This window comes from Methylobacterium sp. 2A, assembly GCF_009806555.1.
GTDB lineage: Bacteria > Pseudomonadota > Alphaproteobacteria > Rhizobiales > Beijerinckiaceae > Methylobacterium.
In genome coordinates, this window is sequence record NZ_VUOK01000052.1 from 101,392 (window position 1) to 124,152 (window position 22,761).

A 22,761-nucleotide genomic window follows, 5' to 3' on the forward strand; every position below is an offset into this window, starting at 1 on the left:
TCAACCGCCGATCATCACGGTGGCGTTCTGCCTGCGCGGGAGCGCCAAGCCGAGCGCGTTGAGGTTGCACCGGCCCACGCCGCACGATCCGCTGAGCCGCACCGGCTCATCAACCACCATCATCCGATCCGATCCTGTAATCATTTTTGCTCTTACATAGGGGATATCCCGCCCTACGGCCAGTGCTCATGACTGACCATCCACGATTTCGCGAGTGAACGAAAAGATAATTGCTCACAATAAACAACGCAAAAACTTATTTATTCTGCTGGATAACAACTCCTAGAACATGTCTTGACATCAGAAACACATCATTTTCGAACGGAAAGCTGTTACCGCAGAAGTTTATACGATTTCACTTTGACAATGTGTGATTGTTTCGCCAACGCTGAGGTTTCTTCCTGGATGCGGCAGCGCGATTCGCCCGGCAGGGAGCGGGCTCCGGTGCAACCAACCAGGCCGGGTGCGGGACCCCTGCGTTCAGGCCATCGCTGCCGTCAGGCGGCCACCACGCCGGACCCGGCGTCAGCCCGCGTGACAGGCCACGTGGCGTCCCAATCCTGCACGCAGTGACCGGGCGAGACCTCCCGGTACAGACGTTCCGGCGGCTCGTAGTCCGGGGACCGGATCGGGCTGCGGATCTCGTCGTCCGGCAGGGCGTGCCGCGCCCGGCGCCGGGCCGGATCAGGGACCGGGACGGCGGCCAGCAGCTTCTTCGTGTAGGGGTGCTGCGGGTTCCCGAACACGGCGTCCCGCGGGCCGATCTCCACGATCTCGCCGAGATACATCACGGCGACCCGGTGGCTCACCCGCTCCACCACCGCCATGTCGTGCGAGATGAACAGGTAGGCGAGCCCCAGCTCGGCCTGCAGGTCGAGCATCAGGTTCACGACCTGCGCCTTGACCGAGACGTCGAGCGCCGAGACCGCCTCATCGGCGACGATCAGCCTTGGGTTCAGGGCGAGTGCCCGGGCGATGGCGATACGCTGGCGCTGGCCGCCGGAGAATTCGTGCGGGAAGCGCGTCGCCATGTCGGGGGTGAGCCCGACCCGGGCGAGCAGATCCGCGGCGCGGCGCAGGGCCTCCGCGCGCGAGGCGAGGCGGTTGATCAGCAGCGGCTCGGCCACCGCGGCGCCCACGCTCATGCGCGGATCGAGGCTCGCGAACGGATCCTGGAATATCATCTGCATCCGGCGGCGGCGGGTGCGCAGGGCGCGGGCGTCGAGGCCCGTGATGTCCTCGCCGTCGAGGACGACCGAGCCCGACAGGGGCTCGACGAGCCGCAGGATCGAGCGGCCGGTGGTGGACTTGCCGCAGCCGGATTCGCCCACCAGCGCCAGGGTCTCGCCGGCCGCGAGGCTGAACGAGACCCGCTCCACCGCGTGACACCGGCCGGTCACGCGGCCGAACAGGCCCGAGCGGATCTCGAACCGGGTGGTCAGGTCGCGCACCTCCAGCAGGGGGCGCTCGGCGGCCTTGACGGTGTCGGGCAGGGGGGCGCGCTCGTCGAGCGGTGCCGCCGCCACGCCGGTGGCCCGGTCGATCACGGGGAAGCGCATCGGCCGGGCGTGGCCCGCCATGGTGCCGAGCCGGGGGACGGCGGCGAGCAGCGCCCGCGTATAGGGCTCGGCGGGCTCGGAGAAGATCCGCGCGGTGGGGCCGGCCTCGACGGCACGGCCCTTGACCATCACCACCGTCCGGTCGGCGATCTCGGCCACCACGCCCATGTCGTGGGTGATGAACAGGACCGACATCCCCGTCTCGTCCTGGAGGCTCTTGATGAGGTCGAGGATCTGGGCCTGGATGGTCACGTCGAGGGCGGTGGTCGGCTCGTCGGCGATCAGGAGCTTGGGCCGGCAGGCCAGCGCCATGGCGATCATCACCCGCTGACGCATGCCGCCCGAGAAGCGGTGCGGGTAGTCGTGCAGCCGCGCGCGGGCCGCCGGGATCCGCACCGTGTCGAGGAGGCGCAGCGCCTCCGCCTCGGCGGCGGCGCGCGACAGGCCCCGGTGCCGGATCAGCGCCTCGGCGATCTGGAAGCCGATGGTCAGCACCGGGTTCAGGGAGGTCATCGGCTCCTGGAAGATCATGGCGATGGAATCGCCGCGCACCCGCCGCATCTCGGCCTCGGAGGCGGTCAGCAGCTCGCGGCCTTCGAAGCGCACGCTCCCGCCGATGCGGCTCGCGTCCCGGGGCAGGAGGCGCAGGACCGACAGGGCGCTGACGCTCTTGCCCGACCCGGATTCGCCGACGAGCGCCACGGTCTCGCGGGGGGCGACCGCGAAGGAGACGCCGTGCACGACCTCCCGCCAGCGCCCGTCCGAGCGGAAGGAGACCGTGAGGTCGCGGACGGTGAGGATCGGGTCCGTCATGGCCTGTCTCCCGGAGCAGTCACGAAAGCGTAGGGCGTCGCGCCCCGTAAGCGAGGGGCGGGTCACAAGCACAGGACGGTCCATCCTGGCTGCAGGCGGGCGCTCCGGCTCTCGTATCGGCGCCAGCGAAGGCCGCTCGCCTGCATAATCGCCCCGTCTGGACGCCCCATCGCGCGGGGCCGATCAATCCGTCATCTTGAATACAGTACGCAATATCGATGCGGATGGCGCGGGGTTTGCGAGATGCCGTCCGTGACCGCGATGACCGTACCGCCCACCCTCCGTCGCACCCTGCCCGCCGCCGATCCGGCGGCCGCGCGGGCGCGCGTCCCGTTCCCGTTGTCACGCCGGGCCATTGCGCCCCTGCCTAAGAATTGTTCAAACTCGCCCACAAGGTGTGGGCCGGCGATCAGTGCCTGAGATCCGCACCGCCAGGGAGATCACGATGGACCGCAGGACCTTCCTCAAGGGCTCGGCTGCGCTCGGTCTGGCCGCACCGCAGGTCGCGAGGCCGGCCCTCGCCCAGGGCGCCAAGGTGCTGCGCTTCGTCCCTCAGGCGAACCTCGCCAATTTCGATCCGATCTGGGGCACCCAATACGTGGTGCGCAACGCCGGCACCCTCGTGTGGGACATGCTGTACGGCGTCGATGAGCAGCTGAAGCCGCAGCGCCAGATGGTCGAGTCCGAGGAGGTCTCGGATGACAAGCTGACCTGGACCTTCCGGCTGCGCCCCGGCCTCACGTGGCACGACGGCGCGCCGGTCCTGTCCAGGGACGTGGTGGCGAGCCTCACCCGCTGGATGGCCCGGGACCCGATCGGCCTCATGATCCGCGGCGTCCAGGACGAGCTGGCGGCGGCCGACGACCGGACCTTCCGCTGGCGCCTCAAGAAGCCCTTCCCGAAGCTGCTCTACGCGCTCGGCAAGACCAACGCCCCGATGGCGCTGATCATGCCGGAGCGGATCGCCAAGACCGACCCGTTCACGCAGATCACCGAGTATGTCGGCTCCGGGCCGATGACGTTCGTCCGCAACGAGTGGGTGCCGGGCGCCCGGGCGGTGTTCGAGAAATTCGCCGGCTACAAGCCCCGCGAGGAGCCGAATTCCTGGCTCGCCGGGGGCAAGCGCATCCTCGTCGACCGGGTCGAGTGGGTGATCATGCCGGACGCCGCCACCGCCTCGGCGGCCCTGCAGAACGGCGAGGTCGATTGGTGGGAGAACCCGATCTCCGACCTCGTGCCGCTCCTGCGCAAGAACAGCAGCATCACCGTCGATATCGCCGATCCGCTGGGCAATATCGGGTCGTTCCGGATGAACCACCTGTATCCGCCCTTCGACAACCCGAAGATCCGCCAGGCCGTCATGGCCGCCATGAGCCAGGAGGATTACATGCGGGCGATCGTCGGCGACGACGACAGCCTCTGGAAGAAACTACCGGGCTTCTTCACCCCGGGCACGGCGCTCTACAGCGAGGCGGGCGGGGGCCAGGTCGGCAAGGGCGACATCAAGCTCGGGCAGAAGCTGCTCAAGGAAGCCGGCTACAAGGGCGAGCCCGTCATCTGCGTGGTGGCGCAGGACCAGCCGATCACCAAGGCGCAGGGCGACATCACCGCCGACCTCCTGAAGCAGATGGGCTTCAACGTCGATTTCGTCGCCACCGACTGGGGCACCACCGGCACCCGCCGCGCCTCGAAGGCGCCGCCGGCCCAAGGCGGCTGGAACATGTTCCACACGTGGCATGCGGGCGCCGACACCATCAACCCGGCGGGCTACCCGGCGGTGCGCGCCAACGGCGACAAGGCCTGGTTCGGCTGGCCCAACGTCCCGCCCGTGGAGGCGGGGATCGCCGAGTGGTTCGACGCCGCCGACCCGGCCTCCGAGAAGGCCGCCATCGACAAGGTCAACGCCGCCGCCTGCGAGGGCGTGGTCTACGTCCCGACCGGGTTCTTCCTCGGCTACCAGGCGTGGCGGAAGAATGTCTCGGGCATCGTGAAGGGGCCGATCCCCTTCACCTGGGGCGTGTCGAAGGCATGAGGGGGCGGGTGGTCATGGCGACGGACGCGCGCCTTCCCTCCCCCCTCTGCGGGTTCGAGACCTTACGGGTCACCCGTCGCACCAACAACGATCGCGGTTCACCCCCCTCGCCCCGCTTGCGGGGAGAGGGCTCCGGCGACCCTGTCGTCGCCGGAGCGAGGCGGCAGCCGAAGGTGAGGGGGCTTATCAGGATGAGACTCTTCCGGAATCGCCCCCTCACCGCCGCTCCGGCTGCGCCTCCGCTTCCCGCACGGACGACGAGGTCCGTGCGGGCCTCTCCCCGCACGCGGGGAGAGGGGGGCGCCGCGCTCTGTGTTCGAGGGAGCTTTGTAAGCGTCATCATGCGCAGCGGAGGGAAGGGGCGCAGCGGCGCCCGCCGCGCCCTCCCGGCCACCCGATAGCGAGGATTCATGCTCGGCTATATCGGCAGGCGCATCCTCGCCACCATCCCGGTCATGGCGGTGGTCGGGCTGTTCGTCTTCAGCCTCCTCTACTTCGCCCCCGGCGACCCGGCCGCCATCATCGCGGGCGATCAGGCGACGCCCGACGACGTCGCCCGCATCCGCGCCACGCTCGGCCTCGACCGGCCCTTCCTGGTGCGGTTCGGGGAATGGTCCTGGCACATCCTGCACGGAGACCTCGGCACCTCGATCTTCACCAACCTGCCGGTCACCACCATGATCGGCCAGCGGGTGCAGCCCACCGTCTCGCTGATGCTCGTCACCCTGGTCTTCGCCATCGCGGTGGCGGTGCCGCTCGGCGTCGTCGCCGCCTGGAAGGCCGGCAGCCTGATCGACCGCCTCGTGATGGGGCTCGCCGTGACGGGCTTCTCGGTGCCGGTCTTCGTGGTCGGCTACGTGCTCGCCTACGTCTTCGCGCTCCAGCTCGGCTGGCTGCCCGTGCAGGGCTACACGCCGATCGAGCAGGGGCTCTGGCCCTGGCTGTCCAACCTGATCCTGCCGGCGGTGACGCTCGGCCTCGTCTACATCGCGCTGATCGCCCGGGTGACCCGGGCCACCATGCTCGACGTGCTGAGCCAGGATTACGTGCGCACCGCCCGGGCCAAGGGGCTGGCGCAGGGGCCGGTCCTGTTCATCCACGCCCTCAAGAACGCCGCGGTGCCGATCGTCACCGTCATCGGCATCGGCATCGCCCTGCTGATCGGCGGCGCCGTGGTGACCGAGACGGTCTTCGCCATTCCCGGCCTCGGGCGCCTCACGGTCGATGCGATCCTGCGGCGCGATTACCCGGTCATCCAGGGCGTCGTGCTGCTGTTCAGCTTCGTCTACGTGCTCGTGAACCTCGCCATCGACCTCTTCTACACCGTGCTCGACCCGAGGATCCGCTATTGACCGCGACCGTCGCGCCCTTCTCCGATCACGCCCCGCCGGCGGGCCTCCCGCCCGAAGGGGCCTCCCCCAAGGTACCGCCGCCGCCCGGCCTCGCGGTCGCGGCGCCGCTGCCGGACGTCATCCCGGCCCGCAAGCGCCGGGGCAAGGTCTGGTCCTACACCCGCCGCAACCCGACCATCGTGGTCGGCGGCGTGCTGCTGCTCATCGTGTTCCTGATGGCCGTGCTGGCGCCGTGGCTCGGCACGGTCGATCCGACCGCCCTGGCGCCGGCCAAGCGCACCCGGCTGCCCTCCGCGCAGTACTGGTTCGGCACCGACATGCTCGGCCGCGACGTCTATTCGCGGGTGGTCTACGGCGCCCGGGTCTCGCTGCTGGTCGGCTTCTCGGTGGCGTTCCTCGCCTCGATCGCCGGGCTCGCGGTCGGGCTCATCTCCGGCATGGTGCGCTGGCTCGACGGCGTGGTCATGCGGATCGTCGACGGCATGATGTCGATCCCGCCGATCCTGCTCGCCATCGCGCTGATGGCGCTGACCCGCGGCTCGATCCAGAACGTGATCATCGCCATCACCATCGCGGAGATCCCCCGCGTCGCCCGCCTCGTGCGCGGCGTGGTGCTGTCCCTGCGCGAGCAGCCCTATGTCGAGGCGGCCGTGACCACGGGCACCCGGATGCCGGCGATCATCTGGCGCCACATCCTGCCCAACACGCTGGCGCCCATGACCGTGCAGGCGACCTATATCTGCGCCTCCGCGATGATCACCGAGGCGATCCTGTCGTTCATCGGCGCGGGCGTGCCGCCGGCCACCCCCTCCTGGGGCAACATCATGGCCGAGGGCCGGGCGCTCTGGCAGGTGAAGTTCTACATCATCCTGTTCCCGGCCATCTTCCTCTCGATGACGGTGCTCGCCGTGAACCTCGTCGGCGACGGCCTGCGCGACGCCCTCGACCCCCGCATGGCGAAAGACGTCTGATGAGGAGCGGCAGCATGAGCGGCACCCCCCTCCTGTCGATCGAGAACCTGCAGGTCCATTTCCGCACCCCCGACGGAGTGAACCGGGCGGTGGACGGGGTCTCGTTCGCGATCCGCTCGGGCGAGACCCTGGCGATCGTGGGCGAATCCGGCTGCGGCAAGTCGGTGACGTCCATGTCGATCCTGCGGCTCCTGCCCGAGCCGCCGGCCCGCATCGCCGGCGCGATCAGGTTCGAGGGCAAGAATCTCCTCGACCTGCCCGACAGCGCCATGCGCAGGATCCGCGGCAACGACATCAGCGTGATCTTCCAGGAGCCGATGACCTCGCTGAACCCGGTGCTGACGGTCGGCCGCCAGATCGGCGAGACGCTGCGCCTGCACCAGGGCCTGAGCCGGCGCGCGGCCGAGGAGCGGGCCGTGGAGATGCTGACGCTGGTCGGCATCCCCGAGCCCCGGCGCCGGGTGCGGGAATATCCGCACCAGCTCTCCGGCGGCATGCGCCAGCGGGTGATGATCGCCATCGCGCTCGCCTGCTCGCCCAAGCTCCTGATCGCCGACGAGCCGACCACCGCCCTCGACGTGACCATCCAGGCCCAGATCCTCGACCTGATGCGCGACCTGAAGGCCCGGGTCGGCGCCGCGATCATGCTGATCACCCACGATCTCGGCGTCGTGGCCGAGGTCGCCGACCGGGTGGTGGTGATGTATGCCGGCCGCAAGGTCGAGGAGGCGCCGGTCCGCGACCTGTTCCGGGCGCCGCGCCACCCCTATACCCGCGGCCTGATGGGGGCGGTGCCGAAGCTCGGCGCGGTCGAGCACGGCGCCGACGCGCGGCTCGCCGAGATCCCCGGCATGGTCCCGAGCCTGAAGGGGCGGATCGAGGGTTGCGTCTTCGCCGGGCGCTGCCCGGACGTGACCGACCTGTGCCGCGCCTACGCGCCGGCCCTGGAGCCCAAGGCCCCGGGCCACCTCGCCGCCTGCCATTACGCGCCGAAGGACGCGCTGGCGGCGTGACGTCTTTTCCTGATCAGACCGACACCCGCCCGCGCCCTCCCTCCCCCCTCTGCGGGGGAGGGTACCCTGCGCAGCAGGGGGGGAGAGGGGAGCGACGCTTCAGAAAGGGGCGCCGGCCCTCACGTTTGCTCCGCGCCTTCCTGAAGCGTTGCTCCCCTCTCCCGACCCTCGCTGACGCGAGGCCCACCCTCCCCCGCAGAGGGGGGAGGGTATGCGCGGCTTTCGGCGCGCCTTACCTTGATCGGGAGCCCCGCTCATGAACCCGGCCCCCCGCACCCTGCTGGAGGTCAACGACCTCAAGAAGCATTTTTCCCTCGGCGGCGGCCTGTTCGGCCGGTCCAAGCGCGTGCTCAAGGCGGTCGACGGCCTGTCCTTCACGGTCGCCCGGGGCGAGACCCTGTCGCTCGTCGGCGAATCCGGCTGCGGCAAGTCCACGGTCGCCAAGGCCTTGATGCGCCTCTACGCGCCCACCGCCGGTCAGGTGGTGCTGGATGGCCGACGCATCGACGACCTCTCGCCCGGGACGCTCCGGCCCCTGCGGCGCCACATCCAGATGGTGTTCCAGGACCCGTTCTCGTCGCTGAACCCGCGGATGCGGGTGCGGGCGATCCTGGCCGAGCCGATCCGCAATTTCGGGCTGGCCCGGAACAAAGCCGATCTGGAGGCCCGCCTCGCCAGCCTGATGGAGCGGGTCGGCCTGCCGCGCGAGGCGCTGGGCCGCTATCCGCACGAGTTCTCGGGTGGCCAGCGCCAGCGCATCGGCATCGCCCGGGCGCTGGCCGCCGAGCCGGACCTGATCATCTGCGACGAGGCGGTCTCGGCGCTCGACGTCTCCGTGAAGGCGCAGATCGTCAACCTGCTGCGCGACCTGCAGCGCGAACTCGACCTGGCCATGCTGTTCATCTCGCACGACCTCGCCATCGTCGAGCACATGACCCATCGAGTAGCCGTGATGTATCTCGGCACGATCGTCGAGATCGGCCCGCGCCGGGACATCTTCCTGGCACCCAAGCACCCCTACACCCAGGCCCTGCTCTCGGCGGTGCCGATCCCCGAGCCCGGGGCCGGGCGGACCCGGATCGTGCTCAAGGGCGACGTGCCGAGCCCGATCGACCCGCCCGCGGGCTGCCGCTTCCACACCCGCTGCCCGCACGCCTTCGACCGCTGCCGCACCGAGGTGCCGGGCCTCGACACCGTGGGCGCCGGCCACTTCGCCGCCTGCCATCTCAACGACACGGCCGCCCCCGCGCAGGCGGCCTGACGGTCGCGTTTCACGTGAAACACACCGGGACCAGACATGCAGCACGACCTCATCCTGAAGGGCGCGCGGGTCATCGACCCGTCGCAGAACCATGACGGGATCTGCGACGTCGCCTTCGCGGACGGCCGGGTCTCGGGCTTCGGCCCCGATCTCCAGGCCGGCCCCGGCACGCAGGTGCGCGACATGGAAGGCGCGATCGTCACGCCGGGCCTGATCGACCTCCACACCCATGTCTACTGGGGCGGCACCTCGATCGGCATCGATGCCGACGAATTCTGCCGCACCTCCGGGGTGACCACATCGGTCGATACCGGCAGCGCCGGGCCCGGCAATTTTGCGGGGTTCCGCAAGCACGTCATCGACCGCTCGGAGGCGCGGATCCTCGCCTACCTGCACGTCTCCTTCGCCGGCATCTACGCCTTCTCGAGGACCATCATGGTCGGCGAGAGCCAGGATCCGCGCCTGATGGCGCCGCGGGAAGCCGTCGAGGTCGCCGAGGCCAACCGGGACGTGATCATCGGCATCAAGGTCCGGGTCGGGCGCAATTCCTCGGGGGACCAGGGCACCGCGCCGCTCGGCATCGCGCTTCAGGTCGCGGAGGAGACCGGCCTGCCGCTGATGGCCCATATCGACGAGCCGCCGCCGAGCTACGAGGAGGTGCTGGCGATGCTGCGCCCCGGCGACGTGCTGACCCACGCCTTCCGGCCCTTCCCGAACGCCCCCGTCACCGCTCAGGGCGCGGTGAAGCCGGCCGTGCGCGAGGCGCGGGCGCGGGGCGTGCTGTTCGATATCGGCCACGGCAAAGGCTCGTTCGCCTTCAAGACGGCGCGGGCCATGATGGCGGGCGGCTTCCTGCCCGACACGATCTCGTCGGACGTGCACCAGCTCTGCATCGACGGGCCGGCCTTCGATCAGGTCACCACCATGTCGAAGATGCTCTGCCTCGGCATGAGCCTCACCGACGTGATCGCCGCCTCCACGGTGAACGCCGCCGTGGCGGTGAAGCGGATGGAGTACGGCACCCTGAAGGTCGGCGCGCTCGGCGACGCCACCGTGCTGGCGGTCCGCGACGGGGAGTTCGACTACGTCGACACACGCGGCGAGCACATGACCGGTGCCCAGCGGATCACCGCGGAGGGCGTGGTGCTGCGCGGCCGGTGGTGGCACCCGGCGTAACGGGCCGGGAGAAAATCGTCAGGACGCTGACCCTGACACGGATACAAGAACGGCCTTTACAGCCTCTTCGGCGCACCGATACACTTTCCCGTGAGGGCCGTGCCATCGTGGAGCCCTCAGCGAAACGCGCATCAAGCCGCGGCGCCCGGGAGGATGGATGGGTACGGATCAACCTCTTCTGGAGGTGGACGGGGTCACGCTGCGGTACAAGACGCGGGATCATCTGGTAACCGCGACCTACCGGGTCAGCTTCCGGGTCTTTCCCGGGGACCGGTTCGTGCTCCTGGGTCCGTCGGGTTGCGGGAAGTCGACGCTGCTGAAGGCGGTGGGCGGCTACATGGCGCCGACCGAGGGCGAGATCCGCCTCAAGGGCCGGCCCGTCACCCAGCCCGGACCCGACCGCATGATGGTGTTCCAGGAGTTCGACCAGCTCCTCCCCTGGAAGACGGTCCGCCAGAACGTCGTCTTCGCGCTCGAAGCCTCCGGCCGTCTGAAGGGCCGGGAGGCGCGCGAGCGGGCGGACCTGTATATCGACAAGGTCCATCTGACGCGGTTTGCCGACAGCTACCCGCACACGCTCTCGGGCGGCATGAAGCAGCGCGTGGCCATCGCCCGCGGCATGGCCATGGAGCCCGACATCCTGCTCATGGACGAGCCCTTCGCGGCGCTGGACGCGCTCACGCGCCGGCGCATGCAGGACGAGCTTCTGGCCCTGTGGGAGGGCACGCGCTTCACCGTGCTGTTCGTCACCCACTCGATCCCCGAGGCGATCAAGGTCGGCGGGCGCATCCTGCTGCTCTCGCCCCATCCGGGCGAGGTCAAGGCCGAGCTCAACACCGCCGATACGCCCGAGGCCGCGCTGGCCCTGGAGAGCCGCATCCAGCACATGCTGTTTGCCGAGGACATCCCGGAGGCCGAGAATGTCTAGCGCCCCTCTCCTCGACGCGGCCCCCGCCCGCACAGCGGCGCCGGTCGCCCCGTCCCGCCCGGCGCCTTCGGCGCGGCCCGAGATCGAGCACGCGCTGGGCCCGGCCCGCGGCGGGGCGGGTGCGCCGGTGGTGGAGAAGCCGCTGTCGGTCTTCGAGCGGCTGTTCAACCAGGGCTGGCTGCGCAAGCTGGTGATCCTGGCGGTGCTGGCCGGGATCTGGGAGGCCTATGGGCGCTACCTCGACAACGACCTCCTGTTCCCGACCTTCTCGGCCACCGTAGAGGCCTTTGTCCGCGGCATCCTGGACGGCACCCTGCCGGCCCGCGCGTGGTCCTCGCTCAAGGTGCTGCTGATGGGCTACGCGGCCGGGGTCGGGCTGGCGAGCCTGCTCACCGGAATCGCCATCGCCTCGCGGGTCGGCACGGACGTGCTGGAGACGCTGACCGCGATGTTCAACCCGCTGCCGGCGATCGCGCTGCTGCCGCTGGCGCTGATCTGGTTCGGCCTCGGCAACGGCAGCCTCGTGTTCGTGCTGGTCCACTCGGTGACCTGGGCGATCGCGCTCAACACGCATTCCGGCTTCCTGTCGGTGAGCCGGACGCTGACCATGGTGGGGCGCAATTACGGGCTGTCGGGCCCGCGGCTGATCGGCAAGATCCTGATCCCGGCGGCCTTCCCGGCGATTCTGACCGGGCTGAAGGTGGGCTGGGCCTTCGCGTGGCGCACGCTGATCGCGGCGGAACTGGTGTTCGGGGTGTCGTCGGGCTCGGGCGGCCTGGGCTGGTTCATCTTCGAGAACAAGAACATGCTCGACATCCCCAACGTGTTCGCCGGGCTGCTCACCGTGATCCTGATCGGCCTCGTGGTCGAGAACCTGATCTTCCAGACCATCGAGGCCCGCACCATCCGCCGCTGGGGCATGCAGGCCTGAGGTCACGCGGTTCCCGCGGGCTCGTCTGGCCGAGCGGATCCCGGTTCGAGGCGGGCGAGCCGCGTCGAACCGGGATCCGGCGCTGCGCGGCGAGACGGTGCGATCCGCGACGGCGATGCCCTGTCCGCCGACGCGACGCTGATTCCCCTTCGACAGCTCCAGCAGCCGCGGAGCCCGATCGCCCCGCTTCGCGATCCACAGGCCTTCCCTTCATCGCGGCCGGGAACAGTCTTGCACCGTACAAAACGGTCGGTACCCCGCAGGATGATGTATTAAACGCCGGCCACATCCCGTGGTGCCGTGAATAACGGCGGCTTTTTGCTCAAATGCTCGCAGAAAGGCCCATTCGCGGCCGGATGTGCACGGTGCGAGTCGGGCTGCGCCCTCGTCGATGCACGGTCGTCCAAGGCCATCTTGACATATGCATGTTTTTTGCTTTTGAAATCTACGACCTCACCCTCAAAAGCTTTGATCGGACTGGCGTCGTGCCCGAAAAAAATTCAGAGATCGCCCTCGAACGCGTCAAGCTCGCTGCCGAGATCGTTGCGGCTTATGTCGCGAACAATTCCGTTCCGCCGTCGGCGCTGCCCGAGCTGATGGCAGGCGTGCATGTGGCGCTGAACAATCTCGGCGGTCAGCCCCCCGCCGTGGCCGCGCCGCCGGTCGAGCAGCCGACGCCCGCGCAGATCCGCAAGTCGGTCCAGCAGGACGGCATCACCAGCTTCATCGACGGGCGGTCCTACAAGACCCTGAAGCGCCACCTGACCGCCCATGGCCTGACGCCCGAGCTCTACCGCGAGCGCTACGGCCTGCCGGAGGATTACCCGATGACGGCGCCCGGCTACGCCGCGCAGCGCTCGGCGCTCGCGAAGGCGATCGGCCTCGGCGTCCCCGGCGGCCGGGTCGATCAGCGCAGGACCGGCACGAACGGCTGATCGCCGCGCTCCGCCGATCCTACCGGGTCCGGAACGGCAGCACCTGGGCCGTCACCGGATCGGACCGGAACAACCGCCCGAAATCGGGGCGGGCGGGACGGCCGAAGGTATCGGCCCAGCTCAGCTTGATGACCTGGCCCCGCATCACCTGCCCCGGCATCATCTGGCCCGTCGCGCCCGCGCCCATGGTCTCGGCACCCGGCAACGCTGCCTTGTGCTGACCCGAGCCGATCCGGCGCGCGACCCGCTTGTCGGCACCCCGACGAAGCGGGGTCGGCACGGCCGGCACGGAGTGCTTGGCGGTTCGCCGGAGGTCCTGGGGCTTGTCTGAGGTCGACACGCTGAAAAATCCCGTCCACGTTCGAAGTGCCGAGCGTGGACGGATAGCGGGTTCGGCCGTGAATCCGTCGGGGCGCTCGACCCTCGACACGGCCCATCCTACCGAAAGGTCCGATCCCGGACAGGGCAACTCTGTCCAAAAAACTTGTCTCAGCGTCCCAGATGGGCCCGATCGGCCTGCTTGGACGCGTGTGCGCCCGGAACGGCCGCCAGCAGGCTGCGGGTGTAGGCGTGCTCCGGCGCCGCAAACAGATCGGCGGTGCCCCGCATCTCCACGACGGCGCCCCGGTGCATCACGGCGATCCCGTCGCAGATCGTGGCCGCCACCCGCAGGTCGTGGGTGATGAACAGCATCGCCAGGGACAATCTCTGCTTCAGATCCTCCAGCAGGTCCAGCACCTGCCGCTGGACCGAGACGTCCAGCGCCGAGACCGCCTCGTCGGCCACCAGCACGTCCGGCTCCATGGCGAGCGCCCGGGCGATGCCGATGCGCTGGCGCTGCCCGCCCGAGAAGGCGTTCGGATAGCGGGCGGCGGCCCTGGGATCGAGGCCGACGAGATCGAGGAGGCTGCGCGCCCGCTCCCGCGCCTCGGCGGCCGGGACCCCGTGGGCGATCGGGCCCGCCGTGATGATCTGCTCCACGGTGCGCCGCGGGTTGAGCGACGCGAACGGGTCCTGAAAAATCATCTGGATGCGGCTGCGCTTGGCGCGCAGGGCCGTCTTGCCCAGGGCCGTATAGTCGAGGTCGCCCAGCCGGACCGTGCCGCCGTCGGGCTCGATCAGGCGGATCGCGAGCCGCGCCGTGGTCGACTTCCCCGAGCCGGATTCGCCCACGATCCCCAGGGTCTCGCCGCGGCGGACGTCGAAGGAGACTTGCCTGACCGCCGCCACGACCCGCGGCTTGCCGAACAGGCCGGAGCGCCCGGAATAGGTCTTGGACAGCCCGGTCACCGAGAGGGCGACCGGGGCCGCCTCCAGGGCTGCGCGCGGCGGCGGGGTGAGGCTCGGGACGGCGGCGAGCAGCGCCCTGGTGTAGGGCGCCTGCGGGTTGCGCAGCACGGATTCGGCGGTGCCGGATTCCACGAGCCGCCCGCGCTGGAGCACCGCCACGTGGTCGGCGATCTCCGCCACCACGCCGAAATCGTGGGTGATGAACAGGACGCTCATCCCGCGCTTCCGCTGCAGGTCGCGCACCAGCCGGAGGATCTGGGCCTGGGTGGTGACGTCGAGCGCCGTGGTCGGCTCGTCGGCGACCAGGACGGAGGGTTCCAGCGCCAGCGCCATGGCGATCATCGCCCGCTGCCGCTGGCCGCCGGAAAGCTGGTGCGGATAGGCCCGCACCGCCTCCTCGGGGTTCGGCAGCCCGACCTCGGCGGCGAGCGCCACCGCCCGCGCCCGGCGCGCGCTGCGGGTGAGCAGGTTGTGGGCCTCGAACATCTCGGCGATCTGGTCGCCGATCCGCATCACCGGGTTCAGCGCCGTCATGGGCTCCTGGAACACCATGGCGATGCGCCGGCCGCGCAACCCGCGCCATGCGGGCTCATCGAGGGTCAGGAGGTCCCGGCCCTCGAACAGGATCGTGCCGGTGGTGGGTTTGAGCGCCCGGGGCAGGAGGCCGGTCAGCGCATAGGCGCTCATCGACTTGCCCGAGCCCGATTCCCCGACCACGCACAGGATCTTTCCGGCCTCCAGGTCGAGGTTCAGGCCCTCGACCGCGTGCGGCCGGTCGGCGCCTTTGGGAAGCGCGATCGTCAGATCGCGGATGCGGACGACCGGCTCGCTCATGGTTCAGGCCCTCGCTGTGCGGCGGCGGAGGATGTCGGGTCCGGCCTCGGCCAGATCCCAGAACAGGCCGGCCATGATCGCCAGGCCCTCGCGGGTGCCGGAGGCCAGCATGTGCTCGTCGGGCCCGTGCTGGCGGCAGGCCGGGTAGGAATGCGGCACCCAGAGGGTCGGCAGGCCCAAAATCTCCGAGAAGGCGTCGTTCGGCAGCGAGCCGCCGAGATTGGGCAGCAGCGCCGGTTTTTTGTTGGTGCTCGCCTCGATCGACTGGAGCGCCCACGCGACCCAGGGATCCTCCACGGGCAGACGCGTCGCCTGGAAGACTTCCGCCGCGCGCGCCGGCCGGACCTCGATCATCGGGAAGCCGTGCGCATCGAGATGGGCGCGCACGTTCCGGATGAGGTTCTGCCAGTCGGTACCGACCACGAAGCGCAGCTGCAGGGTCGCCTTGGCGTGAGGTGGCACGGCGTTGAGCGGCCCGTCGGGATCGCCGGTCTTGAAGGCCAGCACCTCCAGCGTGTTCCAGGCGAAGACCCGCTCGGCCGGGGTGAGGCCCGGCTCGCCCCAGTCGGCATCGATCTTCGGGGCGGTCGGGTCCTCGCCGACGCGGATATCGGCGAGCGCCGCGCGCACGCCCTCGGGGATCGGCGGCGGCCGCAGGGCCTCGACCAGGATGCTGCCCCGCGCGTCGACCATCGAGGCGATCGCCGAGGCCAGCACCGTGCCGGGGTTGCGCAGCAGGCCGCCCCAGTTGCCGGAATGGTGCGGGCCTTCCCGCAGGTTGAGGCTCAGCTCGAAATTGTAGGCGCCGCGGGAGCCCAGGAAGAGGGTCGGGCGCTCGCCGTTCAGCCGCGGCCCGTCCGAGGCGATCAGCACGTCGGCGCTGAGCGCCTCGGCCTGCTCCCGGCAGAACGGCCGCAGGCCCGGGGAGCCCGATTCCTCGCCCATCTCGATCAGCAGCTTCACGTTGAAGCCGAGATGGCCTTCCCGGGCCGCGATCACCTGCTCCAGGGCGGCGAGGTTGAGGACGTGCTGGCCCTTGTTGTCGGCGGTGCCGCGCCCGTACCAGCGGTCGCCCTCGACCACGATCTCCCAGGGGCCGAGCCCTTCCCGCCACTGCTCGGGATAGCCCCGCACCGTGTCGCCGTGGCCGTAGATCAGCACGGTCGGCAGGTCCGCGCCCTCGTGCCGCTCGGCGATCAGGAACGGGCCGTGCACCCCGTCCGGGTTGGGGAAGATTTTTGGGGCCGCGAAGCCGAGGCGAGCGACGAGCGGCGTGATGAAGGCGTCGAGATAGGCGCGCAAAGCCGCCTCCTGGCCGGGGGCCTGGCTCTCGGTCGGCATCGCCACCGCCTCCCGGAGGAGCGCGAGGAACGCCCCTGAATCGAAGGCCTCTGTGGCGCGCGCGATGGCGGCGTCTCGCGTCATGGTGTGTGTCCCGTGAAACATGTCGGTGCCGGGCCGTCAGGTCCCGTGCCGGGCGGTCAGTGGCGCGCCTCGGGCGCCGTGATGTCGCGCAGGCCGTCGCCCAGAAGATTGATCGCCAGCACGAGGAGGAGGAGTGCCACGCCCGGGATGGTGATCACCCAGGGCTGGAAGAACATGTACTGCTTGCCCTCGGCGATCATCAGGCCCCAGGAGGGCAGGGGCGGCTGCACGCCGAGCCCGAGGAACGAGAGCGCGGCCTCCAGCAGGATCGCGTGGGCCATCTCCAGGGTCGCCACGACGATCAGCGCGTTCATGATGTTGGGCAGGATCTCCTGGCCGATGATCCGCAGGTCCGTGAGGCCCGCGGCGCGCGCCGCCGAGACGAAATCCTGATTGCGGATCTGCTGGGTGGCGGCCCGGGTCACCACGGCGAAGCGGTCCCAGAGCAGGAAGCCCAGCACCAGCACCACCACCTTGAGCGAGCCGCCGACGAGGGCCGCCATGGCGAGCGCCACCAGCACCACCGGCATGGCGAGCCGCGTGGTGACGATGTAGCTCACCACCGAATCGACCCAGCCGCCGAAATAGCCGGCGCAGAGCCCCAGCGTCGTGCCGATCAGCCCGGAGATCAGCGCCGCCGAGAGCCCGATCAGGAGGGAGATCTGGCCGCCGTAGAGCAGGCGGCTCAGGTAGTCGCGGCCGAGCTTGTCGGTGCCGAGCACGTGGTCCCAGGTGCCCTTGGCCTGCCAGACCGGCGGGATCAGGCGGCGGGACACGTCCTGCGCGTAGGGATCGTGCGGGGCGATGAGCGGGGCGGCGAGCGCCGCCAGAACGATCAGCCCGAGGATCCCGGCGCCGATCAGGAAGCCGGAGTGGCGCAGGCCCCGCCGCAGGATCAGGCGTGTGGGGGAGGGGACCGGCGCCAGCGCGACCGGCGTCTCTGGGGGCAGGGCGGGGGCGGCGAGCGCCGCCGTATCGGGGGGGAGGCTCATGGCAGGCTCCATCCTCACGACTGGCGCAGGCGCGGGTCGAGGAAGGCGTTCAAGAGGTCGGCGGCGAGCGTCAGGCCGATATAGATCATGGCCAGAACCAGCACGATCGCCTGGACGACCGGGAAGTCGTTGCGGGCGATCGACTCCCAGGCGAGCTGCCCAAGCCCCTGGAGCGAGAACACCGCCTCGATCACGATCGAGCCGCCGAGCATGAAGCCGAACTGCACCGCCGCGAGCGCAATCACCGGGATCACGGCGTTGCGCAGCGCGTGGCGCACCAGGATCTTTCGCGGCGGCAGCCCCTTGGCGCGGGCGGTGCGGACATAGTCCGAGGCCAGCACCTCCAGCATGCCGTTGCGGGTCAGGCGCATCACGGCCGGCATCGCGTAGTAGCCGAGCGCCACCGCGGGCAGGACGAAGTTCTTCCACGTGGCGTTGCCCGAGACCGGCAGCCAGCGGAGGTTGACGGAGAAGATCAGGATCAGCGTTAGGCCGAACCAGAAGCTCGGCATCGCCTGGCCGAGCACCGAGACGGCGAGCGCCGTCCGGTCGATCCAGGTGTCCCGCTTCACGGCCGCGATGACGCCCAGCGGAATCGCCACGAACAGCGCGACGGCGAGCGCGATGAACCCGAGATAGAGGGTGATCGGCAGGCGAGCGGCCAGCAGGTCGATCACCCGCTCGCGGAAATAGAAGGAGTTGCCGAAATCGAGGTGCAAAGCCCGCCAGCCCCAGGTGAGGAACTGGGTCAGCAGCGGCTGGTCCAGCCCGTAATCCTGGCGGATCTGCGCGATCTGCGGCCCGGTGGCCTCCGGCCCGGCGATGGCGGTGGCGAGGTCGCCCGAGAGGTGGAGGAGCAGGAAGCTCGCCACCGAGACCGTGACGGCCACCGCCAGGGCGACCAGCACGCGTCGGACCGTGAAGGCCAGCATGGCTCAGGCTCCCTTTTGGCCGTGACGGTGGCGTGCGCGTTCCCTCCGCCCGTTGCGGGGGAGGGTGGCCCCTGCGTCAGCAGGGGTCGGGAGAGGGGAGCGACGGTGCCGGAGGAGACATCGGCCTTCATGAAGGCTGCGCCGGATCCTGAAGCCGGGTTCCCCTCTCCCGCCCCCCTTCGGGGGCCACCCTCCCCCGCAGAGGGGGGAGGGGGACCGTCGCGATGCGGCCACCGCCCTCACTTCCAAGACGCCGCGTAGAAGCGCGGCACCTCGTCGGGCTGGGCGGTGAAGTTCAGGTCCGACGTGAAGGCGTAGTTCGTCGAGTAGGAGAACATCGGCAGCGCGTAGGCCTGCGCGGCGATCCGCTGGAGCGCCTTGGCGTAGGCGGCCTTGCGCGTCTCGGGATCGGTGGAGCCGTCGCCCTCCTGCAGGTCGGCGATCACCTGCGGATCCTTGGTCAGGTCCTCCTCGCCGCCGCGGAAATACACCCCGTCGAAGGCCGAGACGTCCAGCACCGAGAACGACCCCCAGGTCTGGTAGCCGATCGAGACCTTGCCGGCCCGCAGCGAATCCCGGAACGCCGCGTAGCGCAGGTAGTTGAGCCGCGCCTTGATGCCGACGGCACCCAGATACCCGATCACCGCCTCGGCGTAGTCGCGCTCGCGATAGGCGCCGAGATCGATCTCGAACCCGTTTCCGTAGCCGGCATCCTTGAGCAGAGCCTTGGCCTTGGCGGGATCGTAGGGGTAGCGCATCACCCCCTGGTCGGTGCAGCCGAACTGGTCGACGAAGCACAGCGCGTTCATCACCCGCGAGGCGCCGCGCACGAGGTTGTCGACCATCGCCTTGCGGTCGATGGCGTAAGAGATCGCCTGCCGGACGCGCACGTCCTTGAGGGGCGAGTTCTCCTTGGCGCGGCCCAGCGTGTCGAATTGCAGGAAGCCGACCCGCATCGTCTCGGAGTTCAGCACCGTGATGTTGGGGGCGGCGCGCAGCTGCTCGGCCTGGTCGCTCGGCACCCGCCAGATCCAGTCGACGCCGCCGGTCATCAGCTCGGCCATCCGGCTCTCGCCGTCCGGGATGACGCGGAACTGCAGCTTGCCGATCTTCGGTTTTCCGAGCGGGCTCCCCGCCCAGTACGTGTCGAACCGCTCCATGCTGACGCCGCGGCCGCTATCGACCTTGGTGATCCGGTAGGGACCGCTGCCGACCGGCGCCTTGGCGAAGCCGTCGAGGCCGACCTTCTTGAAGTAGGCGGCCGGGAAGATCGGGGTCGGGCCGGCGAGGTATTCGAGCGCGGCCGGGAACGGCGCCTTGAGGTGGATGCGGACCGTATGCGGGCCGGTCACCTCCACCGACTTCATCCAGTCCACGTTCTGGCGGGTGACCGTGCGGGCCTCCGGCGTCAGCACGTAGTTGAACGTGAAGGCCACGTCCTCCGGTCCGAGCGGGTCGCCGTTGTGGAAGACCACACCCTCGCGGATCGTGAGATCGAGGGTGGTGTCGTCCGCCCAGGTCCAGGCTGTCGCCAGCATCGGCTTGTAGGTGCCGTCCTCGGGGTCGCGCCACAGCAGCGTGTCCCAGCAGTTCCGGGCCAGGATCACGCCCTCGCGGGCGCTGTTGTGATACGGGCTGACGTTTTCGGGCTCGCTGTCGGAGGCGTAGACCAGGGTGTCGTCCGCCTTGCCGGCGAGCGCCGGGTGCGCGGCGATCAGGGTCGCGAGCGAAGCGGCCAAGGCGGCGGCCCGGGTGAGACTCCGTAGCGGCATTGAGGCTCCGACGGCGCGGCGGACAGGTCCCACGGAGCAATCCGCGTCTGCCGCCTTTTTCACCCTGCGATGATGTTGTGCATCTGGGATCGCAACAAGTAGAATTTGGCGAGTGCTGCCTTGCCAAATCGGCAACGGGTGTGGCTGTATTGTCGGACTGAGGTAAGATAGTGCAAACGACGGGCCTCCGCTACTTCCTGGCCGTGGCCCGCACCGGCTCGATTGCTGCGGCCTCCGCGCAGCTCAACGTCGCGGCCTCGGCGATCAGCCGGCAGATCGCCAACCTGGAGGCCGAGCTCGACTGCGTGCTGTTCGAGCGGCGCCCGCGCGGCATGGTGCCGAGCCCGGCAGGCGAATTGCTGGCCCAGCACGCCCATCAGGTGCTGATCCGCGCCGAGCAGGTGGTGACGGAGATTCGCGAGCTCGAAGGGCTTGCCCGGGGGCTGATCCGGGTGGCGAGCGCCGAGGGATTCGCCCTCGATATCGTGCCGAACGCCATCGCGGCCTTCCACGCGGCCCATCCGGGCATCCGATTCGAGGTGACGGTCCTGCCGCCCGCGCAGGTGACCCAGACGGTTGCGGTGGGGGAGGCCGATCTCGGGATCACCTTCGCGCTCGCGCCCACCGCGCAGGTCGAGGTGCTGTATGACGGGCAGGTGGAGATGCGGGTGCTCGCCGCCGCCGACCATCCCCTGGCGGGCGCGCCGGCCCTGCGCCTTGCCGATCTGGCGACGTATCCGGTCGCGCTGACGACCCGGGACACGACCCTGCGGCAGGCCTTCGACGCCGCCTGCGCACTGGAGGGCATCGCGGTCGAGCCGATCCTGACCGCCAACACCCTCTCGACGCTGCTGCCCTTCGTGCGGCGCTCGCGGGGACTGGCGCTGATGTCGGCGCTGTCGGTGCAGACGCCCGTGCAGCTCAAGGAACTGGTCAGCCTGCCGATCCGCGCCCGGGGGAGTCTCGCCCGCGGCATCCAGGTCCAGGCCATGCGCGACCGGCGGCTGCCGAAGGCGGTGCGGGCATTCCTGCGCCAGCTGCTGAGTGCGCTGCCGCCGCCGGTCCTGTCCTGATCGCCTCATCCCAAGACGCGGCGGCGCCGCGCGAAGCTCTGCCGAAGAACAGATTGGCCCGACGGCTCGGATGTGCTTGACGGGATCGATCAGATTCGTGCCATCAGCCTACGATATCGAGCGATCGACATGAGAATCGAGGCGCTCGGCCCGCGCATCTGCATCATCGGGCCGTCGAACAGCGGAAAATCCACCCTGGCGGCGGCGATCGGCCGGGCGCGCAATCTGCCGCCGATCCATCTCGATCAGCTCTACCATCGGCCGAACACCGACTGGGAGCCCCGCCCGGCGGAGGAGTTCCAGGCGCTGCACGACGCCGCCATCCTGGGCCCGCGCTGGATCATGGACGGCAACTACTCCCGGTGCCTGCCGCAGCGTCTGGAGCGGGCGACGGGCCTCATCGTGCTCGATGTCCCGACCGCCGTCAGCCTCGTCCGCTACCTGCGCCGGACGTGGTTCGAGCGCGACCGCTACGGCACCCTCGAAGGCGGTCGGGACAGCGTGAAATGGTCCATGATCCGCCACATCGTCGTCACTACACCGGCGAACCGGAAACGCTACGCGCAGATGTTCGGAGCAACCGGCCTTCCGACACTACGGCTCGACACGCCGCAGGCTCTGGCCCGGTTCTACCGGCGGGAAGGCCTGAGTCGGATGCCGGGCGGCCGATGATGGCTCAGGCGCCCCGGTCCGCGGCGGCGCAGCTGTGGTCCAGCACATCCTCGGCGCTGGCGCTCGGGGCCCGGTAGGCCAGCAGGATGAAGCCCGGCTCCGGATCGCCCGGCGGCGTCGCCACCGCCGCGAAGCTCGTCCGGTGCAGGTCCGGCCGGGCGCCCGGCAGGCGGTGCAGGGCCGCGAACGGGTTGAAGCGCTCGGCCTCCGCCTCCGGCACGCGCAGGGCGAAGTAGCGGTCGCCGGCGAGCGGCACCGGGAAGCGGCTCCAGCTCCGGTGGATCTGGCGGCCATGGGCTTTCAGGGCCGCCAGGACGCCCGGCCGCAGGCAGTCGAGATGGATGTGGAGCTGGTCCTGGCTGCGGCCCCGGGCCGAGTTGACGGCGAGCCCCACCGCCGCAGGCGACAGCTTCCCCTTGAACACGTCCGACACGTAGGGCCGCGCCGCGAGCGCCGCCCGCCAGTAGGCGGCCCCGCGCGGGCCCCGCAGGACCGGTGCCTCGAGGCCCGCCACCGTGTCGGTGGGCATGATGACGCTGTGGGTCGGCTCCCCCGGCGCACGCAGGACCGCCGTGCCCGGACGCTCCCCGTCGCCCAGATCGACCGAGAGGCAGGGAAAGGTCCGGTTGGCGAGGCGCTTGGCGAGCACGCAGGTCTTCAGCGCCGCCCAGAGGATGTCGCGGCTTGGATCCGGCGCGGCCGCGAGCGGCGCGGGGACCACGAGGGCGGCCAGGGTGGTGAGAAGGACGGCGAGCAGCGCGCGGCGCATGGGGGCTTCCGGTGCGGCCAGCGAGGCGGCC

At 70.0% G+C, this 22,761-nt stretch carries 20 protein-coding genes; 11 read left to right on the plus strand and 9 right to left on the minus strand.

Features of this window, described 5'->3' with window-relative positions; all coding sequences use genetic code 11:
* Together FVE89_RS31585 and FVE89_RS23280 are read right to left on the minus strand one after the other, a co-directional pair.
* Window positions 1-123, minus strand: a complete 123-nt coding sequence (locus tag FVE89_RS31585; RefSeq protein WP_281409008.1) for a hypothetical protein — start codon at window positions 121-123, stop codon at window positions 1-3.
* Between the two features lie 374 nt (window positions 124-497).
* Window positions 498-2,372: an ABC transporter ATP-binding protein gene (locus FVE89_RS23280; protein ID WP_160536641.1), complete on the minus strand. Its 1,875-nt coding sequence runs from the start codon at window positions 2,370-2,372 to the stop codon at window positions 498-500.
* A gap of 445 nt (window positions 2,373-2,817) precedes the next feature.
* Between FVE89_RS23280 and FVE89_RS23285 the strand changes: the two genes are divergently transcribed.
* The 9 genes from FVE89_RS23285 (at window position 2,818) to FVE89_RS23325 (ending at window position 12,971) form a co-directional block, all read left to right on the plus strand.
* Window positions 2,818-4,404: an ABC transporter substrate-binding protein gene (locus FVE89_RS23285; protein WP_160536642.1), complete on the plus strand. Its 1,587-nt coding sequence runs from the start codon at window positions 2,818-2,820 to the stop codon at window positions 4,402-4,404.
* 410 nt (window positions 4,405-4,814) lie between these two features.
* The gene (locus FVE89_RS23290) at window positions 4,815-5,756 is read left to right on the plus strand and encodes an ABC transporter permease (protein ID WP_160536643.1); all 942 of its coding nucleotides are present in this window, start codon (window positions 4,815-4,817) and stop codon (window positions 5,754-5,756) included.
* Window positions 5,753-6,727 carry an ABC transporter permease gene (locus FVE89_RS23295; protein ID WP_160536644.1) on the plus strand — a complete coding sequence of 325 codons (975 nt, stop codon included), beginning with the start codon at window positions 5,753-5,755 and terminating at the stop codon, window positions 6,725-6,727. The genes FVE89_RS23290 and FVE89_RS23295 overlap by 4 nt, the downstream gene beginning before the upstream one ends.
* Before the next feature lie 14 nt (window positions 6,728-6,741).
* Window positions 6,742-7,740: an ABC transporter ATP-binding protein gene (locus tag FVE89_RS23300; protein ID WP_160536645.1), complete on the plus strand. Its 999-nt coding sequence runs from the start codon at window positions 6,742-6,744 to the stop codon at window positions 7,738-7,740.
* A gap of 256 nt (window positions 7,741-7,996) precedes the next feature.
* Window positions 7,997-9,001, plus strand: coding sequence for an oligopeptide/dipeptide ABC transporter ATP-binding protein (locus tag FVE89_RS23305; RefSeq protein ID WP_160536646.1), 1,005 nt, complete (start codon window positions 7,997-7,999; stop codon window positions 8,999-9,001).
* 36 nt (window positions 9,002-9,037) lie between these two features.
* Entirely contained in the window at window positions 9,038-10,177 is a 1,140-nt protein-coding gene (locus FVE89_RS23310) for an amidohydrolase/deacetylase family metallohydrolase (RefSeq protein WP_160536647.1), read from the plus strand.
* A gap of 157 nt (window positions 10,178-10,334) precedes the next feature.
* Window positions 10,335-11,105, plus strand: coding sequence for an ABC transporter ATP-binding protein (locus FVE89_RS23315; protein WP_160536648.1), 771 nt, complete (start codon window positions 10,335-10,337; stop codon window positions 11,103-11,105).
* Entirely contained in the window at window positions 11,098-12,036 is a 939-nt protein-coding gene (locus FVE89_RS23320) for an ABC transporter permease (protein WP_246731144.1), read from the plus strand. The genes FVE89_RS23315 and FVE89_RS23320 overlap by 8 nt, the downstream gene beginning before the upstream one ends.
* A gap of 485 nt (window positions 12,037-12,521) precedes the next feature.
* The gene (locus tag FVE89_RS23325; RefSeq protein WP_342390074.1) at window positions 12,522-12,971 is read left to right on the plus strand and encodes a MucR family transcriptional regulator; all 450 of its coding nucleotides are present in this window, start codon (window positions 12,522-12,524) and stop codon (window positions 12,969-12,971) included.
* Between the two features lie 19 nt (window positions 12,972-12,990).
* Here FVE89_RS23325 and FVE89_RS23330 read toward each other — a convergent pair whose 3' ends face one another.
* The 6 genes from FVE89_RS23330 to FVE89_RS23355 form a co-directional block, all read right to left on the minus strand.
* Complete coding sequence (locus FVE89_RS23330; protein WP_160536650.1) at window positions 12,991-13,311, minus strand: hypothetical protein; 321 nt, start codon at window positions 13,309-13,311, stop codon at window positions 12,991-12,993.
* Between the two features lie 149 nt (window positions 13,312-13,460).
* The gene (locus tag FVE89_RS23335) at window positions 13,461-15,095 is read right to left on the minus strand and encodes an ABC transporter ATP-binding protein (RefSeq protein ID WP_160536651.1); all 1,635 of its coding nucleotides are present in this window, start codon (window positions 15,093-15,095) and stop codon (window positions 13,461-13,463) included.
* Window positions 15,096-15,098: 3 nt separating this feature from the next.
* Window positions 15,099-16,520, minus strand: a complete 1,422-nt coding sequence (locus tag FVE89_RS23340) for a M20 family metallopeptidase (RefSeq protein ID WP_160536652.1) — start codon at window positions 16,518-16,520, stop codon at window positions 15,099-15,101.
* Window positions 16,521-16,576: 56 nt separating this feature from the next.
* A complete protein-coding gene (locus tag FVE89_RS23345; protein WP_160536653.1) occupies window positions 16,577-17,512 on the minus strand; it encodes an ABC transporter permease in 936 nt (311 codons plus the stop codon).
* 14 nt (window positions 17,513-17,526) lie between these two features.
* A complete protein-coding gene (locus FVE89_RS23350) occupies window positions 17,527-18,444 on the minus strand; it encodes an ABC transporter permease (protein WP_160536654.1) in 918 nt (305 codons plus the stop codon).
* 239 nt (window positions 18,445-18,683) lie between these two features.
* A complete protein-coding gene (locus FVE89_RS23355; RefSeq protein WP_160536655.1) occupies window positions 18,684-20,216 on the minus strand; it encodes an ABC transporter substrate-binding protein in 1,533 nt (510 codons plus the stop codon).
* A gap of 170 nt (window positions 20,217-20,386) precedes the next feature.
* On the opposite strand from FVE89_RS23355, the gene FVE89_RS23360 reads away from it, so the two are divergent.
* Window positions 20,387-21,289: a LysR family transcriptional regulator gene (locus FVE89_RS23360; RefSeq protein ID WP_160536656.1), complete on the plus strand. Its 903-nt coding sequence runs from the start codon at window positions 20,387-20,389 to the stop codon at window positions 21,287-21,289.
* A gap of 129 nt (window positions 21,290-21,418) precedes the next feature.
* The gene (locus FVE89_RS23365; protein WP_160536657.1) at window positions 21,419-21,961 is read left to right on the plus strand and encodes an AAA family ATPase; all 543 of its coding nucleotides are present in this window, start codon (window positions 21,419-21,421) and stop codon (window positions 21,959-21,961) included.
* Between the two features lie 4 nt (window positions 21,962-21,965).
* On the opposite strand, the gene FVE89_RS23370 is transcribed toward FVE89_RS23365, so the two are convergent.
* Window positions 21,966-22,730, minus strand: coding sequence for a CDP-diacylglycerol diphosphatase (locus tag FVE89_RS23370; protein ID WP_160536658.1), 765 nt, complete (start codon window positions 22,728-22,730; stop codon window positions 21,966-21,968).
* Between the last annotated feature and the right edge of the window lie 31 nt (window positions 22,731-22,761).